Here is a 19,558-nt window from a genome sequence, read left to right on the forward strand (position 1 = left end):
TTATAGCATACTCCAGCTCGTTTGAGAAAGAATACATCTTGTTTTTTATTTAAATGCCATAGCGGCATGTACAGCTTTTTTCCAGCCTTCATATAATTTTTCACTATTTTGCTCTTCCATGGAGTGTTTAAAGGTTTTGTCTACCGCCCATTGCCGGGAGATTTCTTCTTGATCCTTCCAATACCCGACAGCAAGGCCAGCTAAGTATGCAGCTCCTAATGCTGTAGTTTCGTTTATGGTCGGCCTCTCGACGGGCACCCGTAATAAGTCGCTTTGGAATTGCATCAGGAAGTCATTCTTGACTGCTCCGCCATCCACTCTTAATGTCTGGAGCTCGATTCCTGAATCCGCCTCCATTGCATCAAGGACATCCTTCGTTTGATATGCCAGTGATTCAAGTGTGGCACGAATGAAATGTTCTTTGGATGTGCCACGCGTCAAACCAAAAACGGCTCCCCGCACTTCGCTGTCCCAATATGGAGTTCCAAGTCCTACAAAAGCCGGTACCACATATACTCCATCGGTACTTTCCACCCGTTTTGCATAGGCTTCGCTGTCCTTTGCATCATGAAGCATCCGCAGGCCATCGCGCAGCCATTGGATTGCGGAGCCCGCTACGAATATACTGCCTTCCAGTGCATATTCGACCTTCCCATTCAGTCCCCAGGCAAGGGTCGTCAATAGCCCGTGTTCGGAACTGACAGCCTTGGCTCCTGTATTCATGAGCATGAAACAGCCTGTTCCATACGTGTTTTTAGCCATTCCTTCATTAAAGCAGGCTTGGCCGAATAATGCTGCCTGCTGATCACCGGCTGCCCCGGCGATCGGAATCGATTGGCCGAAGAAATGATATTCGATCGTACGTGCATACTCCTCAGAGGAAGGCCTCACTTCCGGCAGCATTGATTTTGGTACAGTCAATATATCGAGCAGTTCTTCATCCCATTTCAGTTCGTGGATATTGTACATCAATGTCCGGGATGCATTGGAATAGTCCGTTACATGGGCCTTGCCTCCTGATAGCTTCCAGATCAGCCAAGTATCGATGGTACCGAATAACAGCTTGCCTTCATCCGCCTTTTGCCGGGCCCCTTCCACATTATCGAGGATCCATTTCACTTTCGTTCCGGAAAAATAAGCATCTATCAACAATCCCGTTTTATCCCGGAATAGATCATTAAGTCCCTTTTCCTTCAAATCATCACAGATTTCACTTGTTTGCCTGGACTGCCATACAATCGCATTATAGACAGGGGTACCTGTTTCCTTATCCCAAACGACTGCCGTTTCACGCTGATTGGTGATCCCGATCCCGGCAATTTGCTCTGGCTTTACACCGGATTCAGATAGTACACCGGCAATCACCGCCAGGATCGATCCCCAAATCTCATTGGCGTTATGCTCGACCCAGCCTGGTTTAGGGAAATGCTGCGTGAATTCCTTTTGGGAGGAATGGACGATTTCCCCCTTTTCGTTAAATAAAATCGCCCGCGAACTCGTTGTTCCTTGATCTAATGATAAAATGTATTTTTCCATTGTGTATGCCCCTCCTTTTAATTAACTGGCAATATTTCTGCTTTCCAATTCATGTGACTGCTTTTTACCAAATGCATAGGCTAATATCAATAGTACCAGGCTTGCACCCAAAACAGACCAAAATCCTGCTGTTATTTCTCCCATAAAGAATGCTTTATAACAAACGGCACCAAGTGAACCCCCAATAATCGGTCCAACGACCGGAATCCATGAATAGCCCCAATTGGAATTGCCTTTACCCGGGATCGGCAGCAAAAAGTGAGCGATGCGCGGCCCCAGATCGCGTGCCGGGTTAATCGCGTATCCTGTCGTTCCCCCAAGAGACATCCCGATCACGACAATCAATAACCCGACTGCGAATGGATTTAGTCCCTCTGTAAAATTATTGGCACCTATAAATAATAAACCAAGAATAAGGATGAAAGTTCCAATCATCTCACTTAATAGATTTGAAAATGTATGCGGGATCGCAGGTGAAGTCGCGAACACACCAAGCTTCGCTCCTGGATCATCAGTAGCTTTCCAGTGTGGCAAATAATGCAGGAATACTAGAGTTGCTCCAAGGATTGCGCCAATCATTTGGGCAACGATGTAACCGGGCACATCACTCCAAGGAAATTCCCCAATAATCGCAAACCCTACTGTGACTGCCGGGTTTAAATGCGCCCCGCTTATGGACCCCACTGCAAAAACACCCATCGTAACAGCCAATCCCCATGCAATCGTGATAACGATCCAGCCGGCATCTTTTGCATAGGAACCCTTTAAGGATGAACCAGCCCCAATGCCTGCTCCGAATAAAACTAATATCATCGTACCTAACACTTCTCCCCAAAATGGAGTCATGAATAAAACCCCTCCCCTGATAAATTTTTAAACCATGCCAACAAATAAAAGGAGATCCACAGCAGAACTATCTTCATAAAATAAATTATGAATAGATCTGTTGTGAATCTCCTAGTCTCCGTCACATATATTAACTTGTATAATAAAATATACTAGGTAATGAAAACGCTGTCAATATTTTGTAAAAAATTAATCTATTTTTCTGTGATTTTTTTTAATTTCCCCTATTAAACGATATCCCATAATTCAGTTTTGGAAGTGGTGATTGACGACGCTCCAGCATCAAGGGCGTTCATGACTTCATCCGAAGTACGTATGAGGCCGCCTGCAAAAATCGGTGTCTGCAATCGTTCCTTCACTTCTTTTATCATCCATGGCATAGCGCCCGGCAATACTTCGATATAATCCGGCTTGGTTTTCTGCACCAGCTTATAACTTTTCTCAAGCGCATGTGAATCTATTAAAAAGATTCGCTGGATGGCAATGACTCCCTTTTGCTTCGCCTTCAATATAACGTTTGATTTAGTTGAAATCAGCCCATATGGATTATATTCCTGACAAATGAATTCTGTCGCGTACTCATCACTTCTTATGCCATGGATCAAATCGACATGATAAATCATTTTCTTATTATGCTGCTTTGCCATCATACTTACGTTTTTCAATTGTGATATATGCAAATCAAGAAACACACCTATTTCATAGGAACTTTCTAAAAATCTTTCGAAATCCTTCATGCTTGCTGAAGCAGGCAAAATCTTCTGATCCATCATTATCCTCCTCATTCCCAGAAAAACTCAAAACTTCAAGTCATTTAGTATATTTTAAAGAGCTTGATTTATCAAACACATTTTTTTCATGACCAATGTCACCATAACACTATCATACCTGTCACTCCCTTTATAGTTTTCGGCTAAGAATGTATGTAAACTCCATCATAAAGTAATTTTCATTTTCAATGCACCTTCGACGAGTTCATACGATTTAATTGTGCCAACGGGAATTTTTCTCACGATGCTCCAAGCATTAACATTCATTTTGATCGTTCTTTTTTCAAATTCAAAAAATGGAGGTCTGTTAAATATCCTTTGGTTGATGAAATTCCTGTCAATTGGTTCCATTTCCACTAATTCAAATACAATCGTTCTTTTTTCCACATGAACCGGTTTTAATGTAATCCGAAAAGCTACGTTTTTCTTAAACATCATTTTTTTCACTTCCATCGTTCCGGAAAGCACTATATGCTTTGGCGTAATCTCGACTTTAATATCCTGACCATATGATTTCATTCTTAAGATATTCTCTATCATGGCTTCAGTTACCGTTATCGGTATGCCATTTTTGAATGGACTGAATGTACTCATCCTTGCATTCCCCTCCTGCCGCTCATACAGAACGTCGGTTATAGCATATGCCAGGTTCCTTGATGTAGTTAACTTTTCAACCCATATTAATAATCGGTATATTCGAAATCTTCCACCTTCAATACTTGACCTTTATAAAAACTATCTGTATAGTCATAATTAATTTAATAGACAACTCTTATCCAGAGAGGTGGAGGGACTGGCCCTTTGATGCCTCAGCAACAGACTGATCATGTACTGTGCTAATTCCAGAAGTGTAAAAACTTGAAGATAAGAAGAGTATATAGCTTTGCTGCCAACACCTCTTCTTATTTTTAAGAAGAGGTTTTTTATTTTTAAAAGGAAAGAAGGAATGCAACATGTCAATCACATTAACGAAAGCACCATTCAGGGCCGATCACGTCGGAAGTTTATTAAGACCAGAACGTTTACATATTGCCAGAAAGCAATTTAAGGAAGGTACCATTTCAGCAGAGCGGCTTCGTGAAGTTGAAACCGAAGAAATCAATCGGATTGTCGAAAAACAAATTGAAGTTGGATTAGAGGCCGTGACGGATGGTGAGTTCAGACGAACATGGTGGCACTTTGACTTCCTCGAACATTTAAATGGCATCGAGGGATATGTGACTGAAAAAGGTCTCACATTCGATGGTGTGGAAACAGAGAGATATAACGTTCGCAATACCGGGAAGGTTTCATTCAATCCTGAACATCCCTTCATTCGCGATTTCATTGAATTGAACAAAATCGTGAACGGACGCGCCGTTGCCAAGCAAACCATTCCCAGCCCAAATCAATTATTTGCTGTAGGCATTCATAATGAAGACATCTATCCTGATATTGAAGACTATGCTAATGATATCATCAAAGCGTATCAGCATGCTTTGAAGGCTTTTTATGAAGCAGGTGTACGTTATCTTCAATTGGATGATGTATATATTGCCAGACTTTCAGCTCCAGATTTCCAGTTCAAAGATGGAAAATATACGAGGGAACAGTTAATCGATCTTGCACTTCGCGTAATTAATGGCGCATTGGAAGGCAAACCAGAAGACCTTGTCGTCACTACACACCTATGTCGTGGGAACTACCAGTCGACTTGGGCGTTTGAAGGAAGCTATGCCCGTATCGCCCCAACTTTATTGGCAAAAGAAACAGTGGATGGATTTTTCTTGGAATATGATGATCAACGCTCAGGAGATTTCAAACCATTGGAATACATTCCAAATGGCGGAGCACGGGTCGTACTGGGTGTCGTCACTTCAAAAAATGGAGAAATCGAAGACAAGGAAGCTGTTAAGGCACGCATTGAAGAAGCCTCGCACTTCGTTCCTCTCGAACAATTATGCTTAAGTCCGCAATGCGGCTTCGCCTCCACCCATCACGGCAACAAGCTGACCGAAGAACAGCAATGGGAAAAGCTGAAATTCGTCGTTGATGTAGCAAAAGAAGTATGGAAATGATTTTTTAGCGGAGACTTTAATTCTGATTTACAGGATTTGAACAACCTAATCGGCCGCACTTATAAGGGAGCCGATTAGGTTCTTGCAATAATACATTTCCATTCCTTTAATGACTCTTTAGATAACGGTATCAAGTTTTGCTATTTATGAAACTAACGATGAATGATAAAACTATTTGACATATCGATAATTCTCGATATAATGAAATGTATGAAAACAATCGAGATATTTAAAGCATTATCCAATGAATCCAGGTTGCAAATCTTACAATGGCTCAAGGCGCCTGAACTCCACTTCACCCCTCATGAGGGAATAGACATGAAGGAAACCGGCGTTTGCGTAAGTCAGATTACGGAAAAATTAAACATGACCCAGTCCACGGCCTCTCAATACCTCTCGATGCTTCTTAGAGCAGGATTGATTAAAACGGAGCGGATAGGAAAGTTTACGTATTACAAACGAGATGAAGAGGCAATCTCAAAAATTACTGATTTCTTGAAAGAAGAAGTATGAAAATGAACCTGATCCGTACCTTAGAGGGTTGGGTTCATTTTTCTCTCTAACATTTCGATATTTCGCGATATGTTTATTTTTTTATTCATACATATCAACATATTGCGATATGTCTTTATATAAAATTAATAATCATTAATGAGGAGTGAATCTATTTTGCTTAATACATGGAAAATTTACATGTTAGCGATTATCAGTTTTTTAGTAGGAACATCCGAATTCATAATATCCGGAATTTTGGATAAGATTGCGGATTCTCTTGGAGTGACCCTTGCTGCCGCAGGACAGCTCATTACAATTTTCTCCCTTGTCTACGCAATCGGTACACCCATTCTCATGGCTTTAACAGCAAGTTTAGACAGACGAAGATTAATGTTGTATTCCCTTGGACTATTCGTAGTGGCCAATCTGCTTGCCTTTCTATTACCAGGCTTTGGACCGTTTCTATTTGCACGCATAATCATGGCACTTGGTGCAGGATTGGTTGTAGTCACCGCTCTGAATATTGCCGCTAAGCTTGCTCCGCCAGATAAACAAGCAAGTTCTATTGCGACAGTTGTCATGGGGTTTACAGCTTCCCTTATCATTGGCGTACCTCTCGGAAGAATCATGACAGATGCATTCGGGTGGAAATCCGTCTTTGGCGGAATCGCCCTATTCGGCCTGATTGCCATGATCGTTTTATTCTTTACCATTCCTCCTACCAAAGGGGATAAACCAGTACCACTTCTCCAGCAGCTGGCCCTTCTTAAAAAAAGGAAAGTTGCCCTTGGATTATCGATAACCTTCTTCTGGCTTGGCGGATATTCGATAGCTTATACCTATCTATCCCCTTACCTGCTATCCGTATCAGGGATAAGTGACTCTCTACTTAGCACGGCCTTGCTTATATTCGGTATCGCAAGCTTGATTGGATCAAAGTTTGGCGGTTATAGTACGGATCGATGGGGTGTATCATTTACACTAATTGGCGGTATGGCTCTGCATATTATGATGATCATCATGTTATCCATCGTTACGAATTCATTGATGGGCGTTTTGATAATCCTTACCTTATGGTCGTTCGCAGCATGGTCATCAGGGCCGACACAGCAATATCATTTAGCGACCCTTGAACCTGAATCATCAGGAGTCATGCTCGGTCTGAATCAGTCGATGATGCAATTGGCCATGGCGGCAGGTGCTGGAATTGGCGGTGTTGCTGTAGAACAAGTATCCCTTGCTTCCATAACCTGGATCGCTGCAACAGGGGTTGCCATTGCCATGGTCATTGTTCTGGTCCTTTCAAGTTCATCGTCAAGCAGTAAAATAGCACAATCCATAAAACCCTAGACCGTTATATAAACATTCATCATAAGGCTAGATTTTAGCCTTATGATGAATCCTAAAGCTGAAAGCAAAAAAAAAAGAACGGTCACCAGCACGTCCCCTTTTTACTTGCAGTTATCATCATCATCCATTTTCTTCACAAATATATCATCCGTCACCCTATCTTCCAGCTTGTTCCTCAAGGCCAATTCCGCAGCCTTCCCATCACTAGGCGACCCGTCCGAGAAATACATCGGAAACAAGGAGAAAAACATAACATAGAAAGAAAAATAGATGAATTGATACCAGATCACCGAGCTGTCCAGGATATTCTGATACACTAAACTATAGATGGTCAGCATGCTGACTAAATTAAAGATAGCCCCCCCTAAATATATCAGCGTATTCGTCAATCGATTATCATGTTTCAATCCCTTGAACTCGCAAGTCCCATTCCAAAAATAATATTTCCTCACCTCTATGTTCCGAAAGGCGAAAAGTTTATTACCACAACCGATCAAGATCTTCTTTTCTGATCCCCCAAAGATCGTAACAAAGAAAATATGCCCGCTCAAATGTATCAGCGTAACGATCGGCATGATCAAAAAAAAGGAAAATAGAAATTTAATGATATCAGAGAGACCAAACATGTTTAAGCAACCCTCCTTACCAGGATGCTACTCTGATACCCTGCCCACATTAGTTATAACTGGTAAATTTTTCACAGTAGTCATATGTTGCTTTCCACAAGTGCTATTGTTCTCCTTCTGCTTAATTTGGGTTGTTTCCAGCTTAATATGGCCTTCCTCCGCTTATTTCGACCTATCTCCAACTTAATTCGACCTTCAAAAAGAAGGCTATCCCCTTCCAAAAAAACTCGGAAAAGTGATAGCCTTTACATCTTTATTTAGCGATTGGGGGTGTGAAGAATTTCTGAGTTGTTTTGTCCTGGCCTCAAGCCTGCATGTTTATATTCAGGGGTGAAAACCGATGTTTTGATCGGGCAGGCGATTTGCTTCTGGGCATTTCCTTTTCCGTCCGGTACCTCGACGATCATTCCCCTGTCCTTCAATTGGGGGTGTTCGGCCGCTTCAGTGAAGGTCAGCACTGGTTCTGCGCAGGCCTCGAAATCAGCGAATATTTCTTGCCATTCATGAAAATCCCTTTCAAGGAAAGCCAGTCGGACGGCCGTTTTAAACCTGATTCCGCTTTCTTCATCGCTTTTCATGCTCAGTTCATACAATTCGGGTGCACCGATTGCTTCACATAAGGCTTTTCGAAAAGGGGGCTCAAGGCTTCCTACCGAAAAATATCGTCCATCTTTCGTTTCGTAAAAGTCATAAAAGGATCCTCCGTTCAACATCAATTTTTCTGGTTCAAGATCGAGGCCCCCTTGTAAATTCAGGGGTGCGGATATGGCATTCAAGGCAAAACTGCAGTCGGTCATGCTGATGTCGATGGCTTGGCCGAATCCCGTTCTTTCCCTGTGAATGACTGCAGATAATATACCGATAACAGCATGCAGTGATCCTCCGGCAAGATCTGCTATTTGGGTTCCGTTTTTTGCCGGGCCATCCTTTTTCGTACCGGAATAGCCTGATAAGCCTGCAATCGAAATATAATTGATATCATGTCCCGGTCGGTCTTTATAGGGACCTGTCTGGCCGAAGCCCGTGATGGAACAGTAAATCAGCTTCGGATTGATCCATTTTAATGCCTCATAGCCCAGCCCTAGGCGTTCCATGACGCCTGGACGGAACTGTTCAATGACGATATCGTATTCCTTCACTAGATTTTTTACGGATTCGATGGACTCAGATTGTTTTAAATCAAGTGTGATCGACTTCTTCGATCTGTTAAGATACTGGTTCACACCCCATGAATCCGTTGCTCCCGGCCTCTCTACCTTCAAAACGTCCGCTCCTAAATCCGCTAGCATCAAAGTGGCAAATGGGCCTGGCAGTAACGTTGAAAAGTCCAATACTTTTAAATGAGTCAATAAGGTCATCAGCCGTGCACCTTCCCTTTCCATTGAAAATAGTAAAAGCTTTCCCGTCGTTCTGTACATGCAATTTAGCAAAGTTTACGATTATCATATAACACCGCCTGGAATTTTTGTATAAATTTCCATTTAATAAAAATAAAAAGCCAGGAATCAGCTTCCTGGCTTTTGTTAATGAGCACATAGAAAACAAGTAAAAGCCGGACAATTTTAAACTACATTGTCCGGCTGATTTTACTTTACGCTTGTTCATTCATATTTTTTGTCAAAGTCAAATTTCACTTCATCAAGTTTAACGAATTTAGTTTTTCTTACCAGCTTATAGCCAAACCATAGACCAAGGAAAAGCGGGATTCCCAGGTATGCAGCTATAACACTGCCCCAATCGATCTGGTCTGAGAAAAATGCTTGGATATTTTGGGACAGGATGACGATCATGCCAATTAAAATGGCAAAGATCGGTCCAATCGGGAACCATAATGCCTTATATGGCAGCTTCTCCAATGAATGGCCTTGAGCGATGAATGCTTTCCGGAAACGGTAATGACTGATGGAAATGCCGAGCCAAAAGATAAATCCTGTAATTCCAATGGCATTCATTAACCAAATATACACTTTACCATCACCGAATACGGAGGCTAAAAAGGCCAGCATGCCGATGGAACATGTCAAAATCATGCCTGCAACCGGTACTCCGCGTTTATTAAGTTTTGCAAAAATACGCGGTGCTTGTCCATCTTTTGCCATTGAGTATAACATACGCGTTGATGCATATAGACTTGAGTTACCTGCAGATAATACCGCTGTTAAAATGACGGCATTCATAAGCGAAGCGGCAAAGGCCACTCCAGCTTTTTCAAAAATGAGCGTGAATGGGCTTACCATGACGTCATCACCTTGTAAACTTGAGTTCGTATAAGGGATAAGCAGCCCTATTACAAAGATCGCCAATACGTAAAAGAGCAAGATTCTCCAGAAGACACTTTTAATGGCCTTCGGTATATTCCGTGCAGGATCTTCACTTTCCCCGGCAGCCACACCGACAATTTCGGTACCTTGAAAAGAAAAGCCAGCTGCTATGAATACGATGAAGACACCCATGAACCCACCCGGGAAAGGAGCGTCATCGACGGTGAAGTTTTTAAAACCTACTGCTTCGCCGCCCATAATGCCGAAGATCATTAGCAGCCCGACGATTATAAAAATAACGATGGCTGTTACTTTTATGAAGGAAAACCAGTATTCCCCTTCCCCATATCCTTTAACGGATAAATAGTTCAATAGGAAAATGAGCACCAAGAATGATGAACTCCATAACAATGATGGACTATTCGGAAACCAGAATTTCATGATCATTGTCGAGGCTGCCAACTCTGCCGCTATCGTCATCGACCAATTGAACCAATACGTCCATCCCAAGGCAAAACCAAATGCCGGATCGACAAATTTCGTTCCATAGGTACTGAATGAGCCGCTTGTCGGCATAAAGGCTGCCAGTTCCCCTAAGCTCGTCATCACAAAGTAAACCATTGCCCCAACTAAGGCATATGCAAGTAATGCGCCGCCTGGCCCAGCTGTATGAATGGCTGCCCCGCTGCTAAGAAACAGCCCGGTGCCAATAGCCCCGCCAATGGAAATCATCGTTAAATGGCGGGATTTTAAACCGCGCTTTAGTTCTTGTCCTTCTTGCTGCGGAGGATGTTGAACGATGTCATGTTCTTGTTTTGGTATCATAATTTTTCATCCCTTTCTATATAAGCGCTTTCATATATGGGAAATCCATTTAATAAATTTTCCTATTTCATAGACTTCAAATAGATCTAATTTACAATTCGAATTCCTTTTCTGAATATATGCAATTTTCATGCCAAATTTATAAAACGCAATATTTCAACAAATTATCAAAAAAAACGCCCTCAATAGACAAAATATTTTGCACTTTACGCCACATTTTTTTGCACATTATGCCATGTTTTTTTGCACTTTTATTCATTTGGTTCAATTTAAATACATTCCAAATATTACTAAAAGAATATATTCAGAGAATATTTCTATCAAAATCCATTTTTCTCCATTTTATTCCTTTAAATGTCATATTTTTTGCGAGTTTTCTCCATTTGTAAATAATATGAAACGATGCAAAAATGAGGTTATTCTCATGAAGGAGTTGAGTGTTATGAAAGGTAAGGTATTTTTAGGAACTGCACTATCTCTCGGTCTATTATTTTCTGCCATTCCCCATCAAGAAGCTTTAGCGGCAAAAAATGTGTTGAGTGTTGAAAAGTACAATAAGCATAAGGATTCGCTAGAATTCAAGTCTGGGAAACTTACGGACCCATCGAAGCAAACTGCAGAAGATATCATTCTTACCTTTTTTGATGAAAACAAAAAGTCTTACAAGCTAGAAAAGCAAAAGGCGAAAGACTCCTTCACGATCCAGAAAGAAAGCAAGGATGAACTAGGCAATACCGTCCTTAAATTGCAACAAACCTATAAAGGCGTACCTGTATGGAATTCCACACAAGCGGTATTGATTGATACTAAAGGTGTATTGACGGTCGTGTCCGGTACGGTTGAAGCCAATCTAAACACGAAATTAGGGAAAAAGGCTAAAAAAGGCATCAGTAAATCCGAAGCTATCAAAATAGCTGAAGCGGATCTTGGGTTCACTCCTGCCTACGAACAATCACCTGAATCTGACCTATATGTATACGCAAATGAAGGCAAGGCCGATTATGTATATAAAGTCAATTTGAAATTCTTAAGTCCTGAACCAGGAAATCATAATTATTTCATATCAGTCAAAACAGGTAAAATCCTGAATAAATTTAATACACTAGATGAAGTGACGGGGACCAATTCCGTCGGAACGGGCACCGGCGTCTTAAACAATACCGTGTCATTGAACACTACCTTATCCAGCGGCCGATACTATTTACAGGACAATACACGCGGTAAAGGCATCTACACTTATAATGCCAATAACCGTTCAAAATTGCCTGGTACACTCTTTTCCAACACGACAAACGCTTTCACTACTTCTACCGATAAAGCTGCGGTTGATGCCCATTATTATGCAGGTAAAACCTATGATTATTATAAATCGACATTTGGACGGAACTCTTATGATGGAAATGGAACCATCCTGAAATCAACCGTTCATTATGGCTCAAGATACAATAATGCATTCTGGGATGGCACCCAAATGGTTTACGGTGATGGAGATGGCACGACGTTCATCCCATTGTCCGGCGGTCTGGATGTCGTTGCACATGAACTGACGCATGCCGTGACTTCCTCGGAATCGAACCTTACCTATCAGAATGAATCCGGTGCTTTGAATGAAGCGATTTCTGATATATTTGGCACCGTCGTCGAATTCAAGAACCAAAGTGCCAAAGCCGATTATTTGGTCGGAGAAGATATTTACACACCTAACATTTCCGGTGATGCACTCCGTTCAATGGCTAATCCTACATTGAATGGTGACCCTGACCATTATTCGAACCGCTATACGGGAACGGGTGATAACGGCGGAGTCCACACGAACAGCGGAATCATCAATAAGGCGGCCTATTTGATTTCTGCCGGCGGAACTCACCATGGTGTGAGCGTATCCGGGATTGGCATCGATAAACTGGGAACCATCTTTTACCGGGCAAACACGATTTATTTAACTTCCTCGTCGACATTTTCACAAGCCAGGGCGGCAGTCGTACAAGCGGCCTCTGATTTATACGGTTCTAGCAGTGCAGAAGTCACAGCTGTCAAAAATGCCTTTACAGCTGTCGGTGTGAATTAAGGGATTTACCTATATGACCGACACCTCCCTAGCTTCACTTCTAGCGGAGGTGTTTTTTTATTGTAATGGATAAACGGGTCTCCCGATTATTTCAGCCGTTCGCTACCTTTTTTCGTCCTTCATGTGACGAATTCCGTCCTACGGTACCGGTAGAGCCTCAATAAAAAACAATCGTGCCGTTTGCTAAAATTGATTAATTCCGTAAAATAGTTGCTTTTCTTCTTATTAACTGTCAAGCTTAGATGATCTGGACTATATTGAATAGAACAAGTAGGTGACGAACATGATTGAAGTTAAAACTTCCACACTCAGTGATGGTGAGTTCAATAGAGGCGTATTCGCAACACGAGACATTAAAAAAGGTGAGCTTTTGCATGAGGCACCTGTCATTGCTTATCCGAACGAGGAGCATGTTTTCATAGAGAAGACATTGCTGGCTGATTATGCGTTTGAATATGGAATTAATCATACTGCCATGCTTTTAGGTTATGGCATGCTGTTTAATCATTCTTATACACCCAACGCTACGTATGACATAAACTTCAAGAATCATACGTTTGATTTCTTTGCTTACACCGACATAAAAGCAGGAGAAGAAATCCTGATTAATTATAATGGTGAAGTCGATAATGAGGATCCGCTTTGGTTCAATAAAGAAAATGACGGTGAAGATGAAGCTGAATGATCATTGACCATTCATGAAAGCACTTGTACTTTTGAAAAACCTTTCCAAGGTTTTCGAAAGAAACGGGTGCTTTTCCTTTTTCCTTTTACCGGCTTGATGAATTCACTGCTGGGTTTTAATCGTTCACCAAAAGGATGTTAAGCAATTAAAAAGCCCCATTAAGAACTACTTAATGGGGACAGCTTGACGACAAAAGAAAGTTCGAGATGCTCTCACCTCGAACCATGATTTTATTATACGAATGAACCCTCTCAAGGTTGAAGAAATGTGCGACACAGACGCTTGCTTTGATGAGACTTGGCAGACAGTCGGCGGAAAGGGAGCGGATTTCGGAAATCAACTGGCACTTTTTTTCAAGAAAAAAATGACTGTAAACTAGTTCTTCACTAATTTACAGTCAGGTCCCATTAAAACTTTTAATGGGGTTATTTCACCTTAACGTACGGATGGGTTACTTGATTTTGTTTTGGTTATTGATTGGAATTGGCTCTTAACCTTATCAATGGTTTCCGGTGTCGCTAAGGACCTTATTTGACTCATGGTTTTTTCACGGGTTTTCTTATTGCGCATTAAAAATGCGGCTGCTCCTATCAGGACGGTTCCAAGCATTTTGTTTGATGGCATGTTAGTTTCCTCCTTCAAGTTAGTCATATATAGTATTCCCTCTATCAGCTGATTTAAACAAAAGCATCCTTTTGAGAGAGTAGTTTCGCTTTTATTCATCATCGCCCAGGCTTTCAATATACTTTATGCTTTCGGGATTTTTCACCACTTTTTCAGCTTGATCCGGGTCAGCTTTCTTTTGCTTCATATTGTAAAGTTTATATGTCAGCACTCTTTTCACTGACTCGTTAATTCTATCGATTGGAACTTCCCCTGCTTTCACTGCTTGGAGTAATCCGTTATATACTTCAAGCTCATGGGAATATTCATGACAGACAAGTAATAAATCAGCTCCTGCAAGGATTGCCTGCTTCCCCATCTCTTCATAGGAGTAATACTTGTTCACAGCACCCATTTCCAAATCGTCGGTAACGACAAGACCTTCATATTTGAGTTTCCCACGAAGCAGTTCTTCTATGATGATTTTAGAAAGGCTTGCTGGTTTTTCTTTATCATAGGCTGGATATTTAATGTGGGTCACCATCACGAAAAACTTTTGGTTATCCATTTCACTTATGATTTTCTTGAAAGGATAAATATCCGAATTTTCCAGATCCAGTTGGTTTGCCTCCACGGAGGATGTTTCGACATGCGGATCGATTTCGCTGCGTCCGTTTCCAGGAAAGTGCTTCAATGCACCAGTTATCGATACATCGTTCAAGCCTTGAATGGCTTTCTTTCCGTATTGATAGACCTTTTCGGGATCTTTCCCAAATGAACGTTTATCCGTTTGCGATAGATCTAGTACAGGGGCGAAATTAATGTTAATCCCCATGGATCCAAGTTCTGTTCCATTCAATTTGGCAACTTTGTACACTTCTTCAATAGATGCATTTTTTCCAAGATCCTGTTGCGCAGGGAGTGGCGATACCCTTTCCTTCATCCTGATGATGTCCCCGCCTTCCTGATCGATGGCCACCATCAACGGAAGCGAATGTGTACTTTGATTGGCCGTTTGCTGAAGCGAATTGGATAACCTGGCCACTTGTTTAGGTGATTTCATATTGCGGTCAAAATAAATGACGCCTCCTATATGTTTTTGTTCGATAAGTTCCGTAATTTCATTGCCCTTTTCAGTTCCCTTGAAACCGACCATCATAAGCTGCCCGATTTTTTCTTCAAGCGTCATTTTTTTCAGCAATTGTTCTATTTTCTCATGACTATCCGCTTCGGCGTCTTTCCCTTTTTCCGCTCTGGAATTCACATTGATATTCAACTGAATGAACAATATTGAAAAAGCGAGGATTGCGATGAAAAGCAGGCCTATATAAATTTTTTTATTCTTCATGATTTGACCTTCATTGACATTTTCTCTGTCCTTCCTTGATTGCCCTTTTTGATTTCAATGCACACTTCTTAATCATGTTCATAAAGTGTCAATTCTATATCATCAATGCGTATTTTTTTTGCATAAAGCATTAGCCACGCACCATACTACAATCATAGCCTAATTAAAAGGAGATGCCCCCCCATGAACGGAATGTTGAAGAATCTTGCCGTCACCTTCAGTCATGCAGTCGATTATGCAAAAGAAAAAATAACAGCCTTTACAGGAACAACCCCTGTTACGATAGCGGAATTGAGTGAGCACATCATCAATCAGCCTGAAACAAAACTAATCAGGAAAAACCTTTTAGGGATACCTTTTTCTTTTTATCATTTACAAAAAGAAGACGTTACGTACTATTTGGAAATGAAAAGCTCACAGGTTCTTCAGTTGGATGTTCAAGCGCATAATCATCCGATTGTGTCTTACAGGTCTTATCGAGATAAATCCAGCTTGCCCACGGCCATTAGATTTCCTAAAACCCTTTTATCCGAATGACACTTTGGTACAAATATAAAAAAGCTGATATTCCCTGCAATGGGGATATCAGCTTTTTTTCTTATAGGGAGAAAAAACGTTCTCTTTCACTTGAAATCCAATTCTCGGTATCTTCTTCATCCTTTTTAACCAAGCGGTTAACGAGGATATCATGCCAAATGTAATTTTCGAGAAAATTGATATGAATGGGATCATCTGTGTAGAACGCCGTTTCTCTCGTTTCCGGAGAAGGGCCGTAAATCGTCTCCTTGCCATCGATGGATAAGATGAACCATTTGTTTTCTCCGATATTTTCCACATAGCTTGTTTTGCGATGTATATCTATACCTGATAATGGGTTTTCAACCTGAAATGCAATCCCCTTGAGAGTGCAATGCGCAGCAATCCCTTTTAGCTCTTGTTCAAGTTTTCCATACATCTCGTCCCATAAGGAAACCACCACCCTTTTCTCGGCTTTTTGAATCAAAGTACGGCAAAAGGAAAGGATGTGCCCTTCACCCTTAAGCGTCATTACACGATTGTCGGACATCGGTTCGATTTTCTCGAATTGTTTCAGTGTATGGCTGATGGATTGATAGGTATCGTTCCATTTTGATTGGACAGATTCCAGAAACACATCGACTGGTAGCGGTGAATATTGTATCGAGTCATTGATTTCCTCTTTTAAGACGATTCCTTCTTCTTGCAGTCCATTTAATATTTCATAGATGCGGGCCCTGGGAATTCCTGATTCCTTGCTTACTTGATAGGCACTGGTTGGACCTTGGCGAACCAAAGAAACATAAGCCTTTGCTTCATATTGACTAAACCCGAGAGACTGTAGTTTTTGAATGATATCTTGCATAGTACCTCCTAGTGCTTTTAGTAAGTTATATGCCTATCATACCAAATCTCTTATCGAAATCTATTCGATTTCAAATGGTATGACTCATAATGTTCTTATTTACAGAACGGCTTTTATTAGTTACTATTTAAATAGTGACTAAACGAAAAACTTGGGTTATGGCTTCAGCATAACAAGCATTTCAGCCATAACGCCATTTATACGGAGGCTTCTTGGATGGAGGATATACATATTTCAACACTCTTGCTGCTGATGTTTTTCGGATTTTTGGCAGCATTCATTGATTCTGTGGTAGGCGGCGGGGGCCTGATTTCCATACCCGCTTTATTATTTTCAGGACTTCCCCCTTCTCAAGCGATCGCAACGAATAAGCTAGCAAGTTCCATGGGGTCTTTAACAAGTACCATTGCCTTCATTCGCTCAGGTAAGGTTGATTTTCGATTGGTTTCCAAACTTTTTCCACTGATTTTCATAGGTTCCCTGCTAGGCGCTTGGGTTGTTAATTTCGTCTCGCCTGAATTATTAAAGCCAATGATCTTGGTCCTATTAATAGCTATTGCCATTTATACCTTTTTTAAAAAGGACTGGGGACAGAACTCGACTTACCATAAACTCACATGGCAAAAGGCTGCACTATTTGCGTTAGCTATATTTGCCATTGGTTTTTATGATGGGTTTTTGGGCGCTGGAACGGGATCTTTCATTCTGTTTGCCTTTTTAATGATTGGCTTTGATTTTTTGCACTCTGCAGGAAATGCAAAATTTTTGAACTTCGGAAGCAATCTGGCAGCACTGATCATGTTCATATTCCTTGATACCGTCAACTTTTCCTATGGAATACCGATGGGGATCTCCATGATAGCAGGTGCATTGGCCGGATCTAAATTCGCCATTAAAAAGGGAGTGGCATATGTAAGGGTATTATTTATCATAGTAACCGTCATTCTGATCTTGAAAAATATAATGGATTATTTAATGGGCGGCTAATTTTTTTAAAAAAATAGAATACAGCACATGTTCCCGCCACAGAATGTGACATATAGGAATTATTTGGGTATATGATAGGTATAGACTGTGTGGGAAGGTGTGATTGGATGATTGAAAAGTGGAATGGCGAAGAAATGGCAGATGTATCGGGGCAAACCATTGTGATTACTGGTGCAAATAGTGGAATTGGCTTCGAAACGGCTTTTGCACTGGCCGGTAAGGGGGCAGAGATCATCCTTGCAGTCCGGAATGCTTCGAAGGGTGAAAAGGCAGTCGATAGAATCTTATCGGTCCATCCTAAAGCAACTGTACACGTGATGCAGCTGGATTTAAGTGATTTAAGCAGCATTCGGCATTTTGCTGATTCCTTTCAGGAAAACTATGACTCTCTTTCCGTCCTCATCAATAACGCAGGTGTGATGATTCCGCCATACAGTAAGACGAAAGATGGTTTCGAACTGCAATTCGGCAGCAATCATCTTGGTCATTTTGCTTTGACAGGACTCCTTCTTCCGCGTATCCTTTCTACGCCAAAATCGCGTGTGGTCACATTGAGCAGCTTGGCCGCCATCAATGGATTTATAGATTTCGAAAACCTAAATGGTGAAAACGGTTATAAAGCGATGAAATACTATGGGCAAAGCAAGCTGGCCAATCTGCTCTTCGCCCGCGAATTACAGAATAAATTCAACCAGCATGATGCAAACCCAATAAGCATTGCCTGTCACCCGGGCCTTTCCCATACTAATCTCATGTCTCGCGGATCTGGCAAACCCATAAATAGATTCGTGCATTTTCTTTCGAAAACCATCACCCAGCCGGCGAGTATGGGAGCATTGCCTACCCTTTATGCCGCAACGGAACCAACATTAACAGGCGGGGAGTATATCGGACCCGATGGAAAGAAGAGCAGAAAAGGCTTTCCGAGAAAAGATGATATCATCGATTCCTTATATAATGAAGAAACCTCGAAAAGATTATGGGATATTTCAGAAACCTTGACAGAGGTCAAATATCGTTTCACTGAAAGCATGACGCCAAAATGACTCTATCATTCCCCTGTTTTCACTCATGATCAGTGCAAAAAGAAAGAGGGAGCATAATGCCCCCTCTTTTCGCTTTCATCATTCAGCGTCAAAAATTTCGACTTTTTCCATTTTGTCGCCATTTTTCATAGCTTTGGCTGTTTCAAGTCCAGATGTCACTTTACCGAATACTGTGTGAACACCGTTAAGATGCGGTTGTGGTTCATGCACGATAAAGAATTGGCTTGAGCCTGTGTCTTTTCCGGCATGTGCCATCGATAGGCTTCCAGCCTCATGTTTGTGAGGGTTTCCTTCTGTTTCACATTTGATTTGCTTGCCGCTTCCGCCTGCACCTGTACCTGTTGGATCTCCGCCTTGGCTTACGAAACCAGGGATGACACGGTGAAAGACTACACCATTATAAAAACCTGTGTTTGCTAAGTTTTCGAAGTTAGCCACTGTGTTCGGTGCTTCGTTCGGGAAAAGGTCGAATTCGATCTTTTCTCCATTTGCCATAAGTATGTATCCTTTTTTAGCCATGTAAAACATCTCCTTTAATATGAACTGAATCAAATCTAATAGTACCATTTTTAGAAGCAGAAAGAAAAGCAAGCGCTACTTATTTCGAATTGTATCATTATACATTCCTATATTTTTTCTTTTATAATGGGGTAGATTCATTATTATAAGGGGGA

19 protein-coding genes and 1 riboswitch are annotated in these 19,558 nt (G+C 41.4%); of the genes, 8 read left to right on the top strand and 11 right to left on the bottom strand.

Translation table 11 applies throughout. The annotated features are described in order from the left end of the window. Window positions 1-45: 45 nt before the first annotated feature. The 4 genes from glpK to AC3ISB_RS25210 all read right to left on the bottom strand — a co-directional run bounded on the left by glpK (window position 46) and on the right by AC3ISB_RS25210 (window position 3,746). Complete coding sequence (glpK, locus tag AC3ISB_RS25195) at window positions 46-1,536, bottom strand: glycerol kinase GlpK (RefSeq protein ID WP_141992929.1); 1,491 nt, start codon at window positions 1,534-1,536, stop codon at window positions 46-48. A 21-nt stretch (window positions 1,537-1,557) separates the two neighbouring features. Further along, window positions 1,558-2,382, bottom strand: a complete 825-nt coding sequence (locus AC3ISB_RS25200) for an MIP/aquaporin family protein (protein ID WP_076368047.1) — start codon at window positions 2,380-2,382, stop codon at window positions 1,558-1,560. Window positions 2,383-2,609: 227 nt separating this feature from the next. Beyond that, window positions 2,610-3,152, bottom strand: coding sequence for a glycerol-3-phosphate responsive antiterminator (locus AC3ISB_RS25205; RefSeq protein WP_286177135.1), 543 nt, complete (start codon window positions 3,150-3,152; stop codon window positions 2,610-2,612). Between the two features lie 165 nt (window positions 3,153-3,317). Beyond that, window positions 3,318-3,746, bottom strand: coding sequence for a hypothetical protein (locus tag AC3ISB_RS25210; RefSeq protein WP_489274854.1), 429 nt, complete (start codon window positions 3,744-3,746; stop codon window positions 3,318-3,320). 175 nt (window positions 3,747-3,921) lie between these two features. Next, window positions 3,922-4,023, top strand: a riboswitch (SAM riboswitch). 82 nt (window positions 4,024-4,105) lie between these two features. Here AC3ISB_RS25210 and AC3ISB_RS25215 point away from each other — a divergent pair. The 3 genes from AC3ISB_RS25215 to AC3ISB_RS25225 all read left to right on the top strand — a co-directional run bounded on the left by AC3ISB_RS25215 (window position 4,106) and on the right by AC3ISB_RS25225 (window position 7,054). Continuing rightward, entirely contained in the window at window positions 4,106-5,209 is a 1,104-nt protein-coding gene (locus AC3ISB_RS25215) for a 5-methyltetrahydropteroyltriglutamate--homocysteine S-methyltransferase (RefSeq protein WP_098372307.1), read from the top strand. Window positions 5,210-5,419: 210 nt separating this feature from the next. Further along, complete coding sequence (locus tag AC3ISB_RS25220; RefSeq protein ID WP_061466270.1) at window positions 5,420-5,722, top strand: ArsR/SmtB family transcription factor; 303 nt, start codon at window positions 5,420-5,422, stop codon at window positions 5,720-5,722. Window positions 5,723-5,878: 156 nt separating this feature from the next. Further along, window positions 5,879-7,054, top strand: coding sequence for an MFS transporter (locus AC3ISB_RS25225; protein ID WP_480339385.1), 1,176 nt, complete (start codon window positions 5,879-5,881; stop codon window positions 7,052-7,054). A 101-nt stretch (window positions 7,055-7,155) separates the two neighbouring features. Here AC3ISB_RS25225 and AC3ISB_RS25230 read toward each other — a convergent pair whose 3' ends face one another. The 3 genes from AC3ISB_RS25230 to AC3ISB_RS25240 all read right to left on the bottom strand — a co-directional run bounded on the left by AC3ISB_RS25230 (window position 7,156) and on the right by AC3ISB_RS25240 (window position 10,766). After that, the gene (locus tag AC3ISB_RS25230; protein WP_098372306.1) at window positions 7,156-7,680 is read right to left on the bottom strand and encodes a hypothetical protein; all 525 of its coding nucleotides are present in this window, start codon (window positions 7,678-7,680) and stop codon (window positions 7,156-7,158) included. 257 nt (window positions 7,681-7,937) lie between these two features. Then, window positions 7,938-9,038 (bottom strand): CaiB/BaiF CoA transferase family protein, encoded by a 1,101-nt coding sequence (locus AC3ISB_RS25235; protein WP_480339384.1) that lies wholly within the window; start codon window positions 9,036-9,038, stop codon window positions 7,938-7,940. A 243-nt stretch (window positions 9,039-9,281) separates the two neighbouring features. Further along, the gene (locus tag AC3ISB_RS25240; RefSeq protein WP_480339383.1) at window positions 9,282-10,766 is read right to left on the bottom strand and encodes an amino acid permease; all 1,485 of its coding nucleotides are present in this window, start codon (window positions 10,764-10,766) and stop codon (window positions 9,282-9,284) included. 442 nt (window positions 10,767-11,208) lie between these two features. On the opposite strand from AC3ISB_RS25240, the gene AC3ISB_RS25245 reads away from it, so the two are divergent. Continuing rightward, window positions 11,209-12,834 (top strand): M4 family metallopeptidase, encoded by a 1,626-nt coding sequence (locus tag AC3ISB_RS25245; protein ID WP_141992936.1) that lies wholly within the window; start codon window positions 11,209-11,211, stop codon window positions 12,832-12,834. A 283-nt stretch (window positions 12,835-13,117) separates the two neighbouring features. Next, window positions 13,118-13,519 carry an SET domain-containing protein gene (locus AC3ISB_RS25250; protein WP_034310428.1) on the top strand — a complete coding sequence of 134 codons (402 nt, stop codon included), beginning with the start codon at window positions 13,118-13,120 and terminating at the stop codon, window positions 13,517-13,519. 435 nt (window positions 13,520-13,954) lie between these two features. On the opposite strand, the gene AC3ISB_RS25255 is transcribed toward AC3ISB_RS25250, so the two are convergent. Together AC3ISB_RS25255 and nagZ are read right to left on the bottom strand one after the other, a co-directional pair. After that, window positions 13,955-14,143, bottom strand: a complete 189-nt coding sequence (locus tag AC3ISB_RS25255) for a hypothetical protein (RefSeq protein ID WP_034310424.1) — start codon at window positions 14,141-14,143, stop codon at window positions 13,955-13,957. 91 nt (window positions 14,144-14,234) lie between these two features. Next, the gene (gene nagZ / locus AC3ISB_RS25260) at window positions 14,235-15,470 is read right to left on the bottom strand and encodes a beta-N-acetylhexosaminidase (RefSeq protein WP_480339381.1); all 1,236 of its coding nucleotides are present in this window, start codon (window positions 15,468-15,470) and stop codon (window positions 14,235-14,237) included. 183 nt (window positions 15,471-15,653) lie between these two features. Between nagZ and AC3ISB_RS25265 the strand changes: the two genes are divergently transcribed. After that, complete coding sequence (locus AC3ISB_RS25265) at window positions 15,654-16,007, top strand: hypothetical protein (protein WP_141992938.1); 354 nt, start codon at window positions 15,654-15,656, stop codon at window positions 16,005-16,007. A gap of 61 nt (window positions 16,008-16,068) precedes the next feature. On the opposite strand, the gene AC3ISB_RS25270 is transcribed toward AC3ISB_RS25265, so the two are convergent. Beyond that, the gene (locus AC3ISB_RS25270; protein ID WP_144529748.1) at window positions 16,069-16,851 is read right to left on the bottom strand and encodes a TrmB family transcriptional regulator; all 783 of its coding nucleotides are present in this window, start codon (window positions 16,849-16,851) and stop codon (window positions 16,069-16,071) included. A gap of 216 nt (window positions 16,852-17,067) precedes the next feature. On the opposite strand from AC3ISB_RS25270, the gene AC3ISB_RS25275 reads away from it, so the two are divergent. Together AC3ISB_RS25275 and AC3ISB_RS25280 are read left to right on the top strand one after the other, a co-directional pair. Continuing rightward, window positions 17,068-17,838 (top strand): sulfite exporter TauE/SafE family protein, encoded by a 771-nt coding sequence (locus AC3ISB_RS25275; RefSeq protein ID WP_489274861.1) that lies wholly within the window; start codon window positions 17,068-17,070, stop codon window positions 17,836-17,838. Between the two features lie 107 nt (window positions 17,839-17,945). Then, window positions 17,946-18,884, top strand: coding sequence for an oxidoreductase (locus AC3ISB_RS25280; RefSeq protein ID WP_489274863.1), 939 nt, complete (start codon window positions 17,946-17,948; stop codon window positions 18,882-18,884). 78 nt (window positions 18,885-18,962) lie between these two features. On the opposite strand, the gene AC3ISB_RS25285 is transcribed toward AC3ISB_RS25280, so the two are convergent. Continuing rightward, on the bottom strand, window positions 18,963-19,403 hold the full coding sequence (locus AC3ISB_RS25285; RefSeq protein ID WP_141992942.1) for a peptidylprolyl isomerase: 441 nt from the start codon (window positions 19,401-19,403) through the stop codon (window positions 18,963-18,965). Window positions 19,404-19,558 lie beyond the last annotated feature (155 nt).

Source organism: Peribacillus sp. GL_122, from assembly GCF_057835005.1.